This is a genomic window from Paraburkholderia sp. (genome assembly GCF_034668105.1).
Taxonomy (GTDB): Bacteria; Pseudomonadota; Gammaproteobacteria; order Burkholderiales; family Burkholderiaceae; genus Paraburkholderia.
Genome location: NZ_JAXDPY010000140.1, coordinates 1 through 3,248, shown reverse-complemented (window position 1 = coordinate 3,248; position 3,248 = coordinate 1). Strand labels below are relative to the sequence as shown.

The 3,248-nt window shown below is 60.4% G+C and carries 4 protein-coding genes and 1 pseudogene; 3 read left to right on the top strand and 2 right to left on the bottom strand.

Features of this window, described 5'->3' with window-relative positions:
• The first annotated feature begins 185 nt into the window (after positions 1-185).
• The 3 genes from QOC89_RS06540 to QOC89_RS06530 all read left to right on the top strand — a co-directional run bounded on the left by QOC89_RS06540 (position 186) and on the right by QOC89_RS06530 (position 2,221).
• Complete coding sequence (locus tag QOC89_RS06540; RefSeq protein WP_323044279.1) at positions 186-1,136, top strand: oxidoreductase; 951 nt, start codon at positions 186-188, stop codon at positions 1,134-1,136.
• A gap of 282 nt (positions 1,137-1,418) precedes the next feature.
• Positions 1,419-1,841 (top strand): hypothetical protein, encoded by a 423-nt coding sequence (locus QOC89_RS06535; RefSeq protein WP_323044278.1) that lies wholly within the window; start codon positions 1,419-1,421, stop codon positions 1,839-1,841.
• Between the two features lie 182 nt (positions 1,842-2,023).
• Positions 2,024-2,221, top strand: a complete 198-nt coding sequence (locus QOC89_RS06530; RefSeq protein WP_323044277.1) for a tautomerase family protein — start codon at positions 2,024-2,026, stop codon at positions 2,219-2,221.
• A gap of 123 nt (positions 2,222-2,344) precedes the next feature.
• Here QOC89_RS06530 and QOC89_RS06525 read toward each other — a convergent pair.
• Both QOC89_RS06525 and QOC89_RS06520 read right to left on the bottom strand, forming a co-directional pair.
• Positions 2,345-2,509 (bottom strand): annotated as a pseudogene (locus tag QOC89_RS06525) (SMP-30/gluconolactonase/LRE family protein); the annotation flags it as partial.
• A gap of 16 nt (positions 2,510-2,525) precedes the next feature.
• A partial coding sequence (locus QOC89_RS06520) for an SDR family NAD(P)-dependent oxidoreductase (protein WP_323044276.1) occupies positions 2,526-3,248 on the bottom strand: 723 nt, incomplete at its 5' end.

Genomic DNA, 3,248 nt, shown 5'->3' with positions numbered 1-3,248 from the left:
CGTGGATGACTACCATCAAGCGTTGCTGATTTTTCCCTAAAATTGTAATCGCTTACTCCTTCTCAAGGTCCGAAGGCAACGCAGATGACGGCATCGCCGGGAGCGGCTGCCTGCCCGATAGCAACACCCCAGACTGACTAATGATAGTCTCGCAGTCGACTATCACACTGCTCAGCCGGAACAATATGAACAAGCAATGGACCGTAGCCGACATTCCGCCGCAGACCGGCAAGCGAGTTCTCATCACTGGAGCGAATAGCGGCATTGGCTACCACGCCGCACTGACTCTGGCGCGCAAAGGCGCGCAAGTGATACTTGCGTGCCGCGATGAACAACGCGGAGAAGAAGCCTTGGCGCGGCTGAACGCCGCGGCACCCGACGCTCGTGCCGAACTCGCGATTCTCGATCTCGCATCCCTCGCATCCGTACGACAGTTCGCACAGAAAGAGCTCGCCGGGCAACGCCCCATTCACACGCTGATCAACAATGCCGGCGTCATGGCGCCGCCGCAACGGCTCGAGACTGCGGACGGCTTCGAGCTGCAGTTTGGCACCAACGTCCTCGGCCATTTCGCGTTGACTGCGCTGCTCATGCCCGCTCTCGAACTCGCTGCGACTGAATCGCCTGACCGCCCGCGCATCGTCACGATCGCGTCCATCGCACACAAGCAAGGAGGGATCGATTTCAACGACCTCCAATCCAGAAAAACATATTCGCCGATGCAGTCCTATCGGCAGTCTAAGCTCGCGAATCTGATGTTTGCGTTCGAGCTCGACCGGCGTTTGCGCGCTGCCAATTCCCGCGTTATGTCGGTTGCCGCTCACCCTGGCGTTGCAAACACCAATCTGTTTCGGGGCGGCGATCGCTCGGCAATTTCAAGAGCGGCCCGCGAGCTCCTTAGTCATTTCATCGGCACCGTGCTGAACACCGACTACGCAGGCGCACTGCCGACCCTTTACGCCGCTACTTCGCGTGACGTCAGTGACGGTGGCTACTATGGTCCACAAGGCTTTCTGGAAGCACGTGGAAACCGGATTGGCGAAGCGAGCATCGCCGGCCAGGCAAAGGACGCTTCGAATGCCGGCCGTCTATGGCAAGTGTGCGAAGAGCTCACACAGGTGCGCTGGCGCCCGTAGTGCGGGGCCGCCGTCACCGCGCCTATACCTTCGTATAAGCCAATTACGCCAATGCGGCATTGGCATATCCCACCGTAGAGTAGATTCGCGCGTCGGCAGAACCTACTCTTCTCTCACTCGGACAGTACCAGCGAGCGGGTTGTCTTCGGATTGCGGTCATCGCAGGCCGCGGTAATCACACTTCCCCGCATCCAACTCAACACCCATCGCTACGACGGACCGCTTGTCTGCACGCAGCAAGAACCGACTACCGCGCAAACTCGAGTGCGGCAGGAGAACCGAATGACCCTCGAATTTTTAAGCCATCAAGTCATTTTCGACCAGGCGGTCCGGCATCTTTTTCAGCAGCGTGGCACAGCGCTCCTGCCGCGCGGCGGCGCCGCGTATCGCGGTTACTGCGGCGGCTGCCCGATCGGCAACTACATCAAGCCACGCGACTACATGACAGCTATGGAAGGGGTGCCCATTCACTACCTCAGCAAGCAGAAGAACGAAGTGCCGGCCTATATGGACGTGGGCGTCGCCGCGCTGAAAAGAGCGCTACTGCGTTCGAAGATCAACGTATACGACCCGCAGACGGTCAGCCTGCTGAGCTGTCTGCAAAACGTGCATGACGTCTTCGGCGTCTGGGAATGGGGTGACAGGCTGCAATCGATCGCGCGCCAATTCGGCCTCAACGCCGACCGGCTGACGAACGCCGCGTGAGCCTGCCATGCCGATGAGGTTGGCGGAGCAAGTGGAACCCGGGCTAGCCGCACGAAGAAATTTTTTGAAAGAAAGCCGCTAGCTTTCATGCAGTTCGCTTCTATTGCACAGGCTTGGGCAAACGGTGGGGAGTGCCGCTATGATTGCGGCTGCGGTTCTTTGCCAACCCACTGGAGTACGTTATGCCGGAAGTCGTTGTTTATGCAGTAGCAGGCCGCTCACCCGAGCAAAAGAAAGCGCTGATGACGGGGATTACCCAAGCTGTGGTCGACAGCTTGGGTGTCCTCGCCGAACAGGTTGTTGTGCAGATCGTGGAGTCTCCAGCAGACTCCAAGTCAAAAGGCGGCATTCCGTTCAGCGAGCGCCAGCGCACGGCTTGACCCCGCGTTAATTCTCATCATGACCGGCCGGTGCGCGCAGCGCCCTCGGCCGGGCGCCGAAGTAATCCGCCGGCGCGCGCAGGTTGCGGCCGCCGCAGTCGTATCGACGTAGAGCGCGTACAGTGACTGCAGCAGGAAGCGGCCGTCGCCGAACCACACCGGTCCTTCGCCGAAGCGCATGCCGGTTGCAAGGCGCTCGACCGCCGCGTTCGTCATGCGATATTTCAGGAAGCGCGGATCGAGCACCTCCACCGCGGGATCGGGATAGGTTTCACTTTGTTGCCACATCGCGCCGGCCCTTGAGTCAACGGGGCTGCTTGATGAACGCTTCAAATGCCGTGGCGTAGTCCGGATGCCAGCGCGACAACGGGGGCCGGTTCTCAACGATATCGCCCGCCGCCCATTGAATGCGCAATTCGTCGAGCGAGCGCGGCACGTCGTTGTCGGGACACAGTATGTAGAAGTCGCCGGCGTCGAGGCGCTCGAACATGAAATCGACGGTCTGCTCGGGCGTCCATGCGGCGACGGGCTTCTCCACGCGGCCGTGCCGTGTCAGTTCCGTGAACACGAAGCCGGGAATCAGCAGATGAGCGCTGATGCGGCAGTCGGCGGTGTTGCGCAATTCATGCTGCAACGCTTCGGTGAATGCTTTCAGACCGGCTTTCGAAACGTTATATGCAGGGTCGCCCGGCGGCGTCGTGATGCCTTGCTTTGAACCGGTATTGATGACAAGCCCGGGACGGCCGCGCTTGATCATGTCCGGCACGAACACCTGCGTGCCGTGGATCACGCCCCACAAATTGACACCGAGCACGCGTTCCCAGTTCGCGGTTGGACCGAACATGCCGCTGCCCGGCTGAATGCCGGCATTGTTCATCAATACATCTGTTCCACCGAAGCGTTCGACAACGCTTGCGTGCAGGCGGCGAACTTCGTCGGCGATACTGACGTCGGTCTCAACCGCGAAGACGTCTTGCGTGCCGTTTGCGCTCAGCGCGGCGACTTCTTCCACCGCCCGCGCGACGCG

Excerpts from the sequence above, each read along its gene's own strand:
- QOC89_RS06540 (WP_323044279.1), top strand. The coding sequence starts at position 186 with ATGAACAAGCAATGGACCGTAGCCGACATTCCGCCGCAGACCGGCAAG.
- QOC89_RS06535 (WP_323044278.1), top strand. The coding sequence starts at position 1,419 with ATGACCCTCGAATTTTTAAGCCATCAAGTCATTTTCGACCAGGCGGTC.
- QOC89_RS06530 (WP_323044277.1), top strand. The coding sequence starts at position 2,024 with ATGCCGGAAGTCGTTGTTTATGCAGTAGCAGGCCGCTCACCCGAGCAA.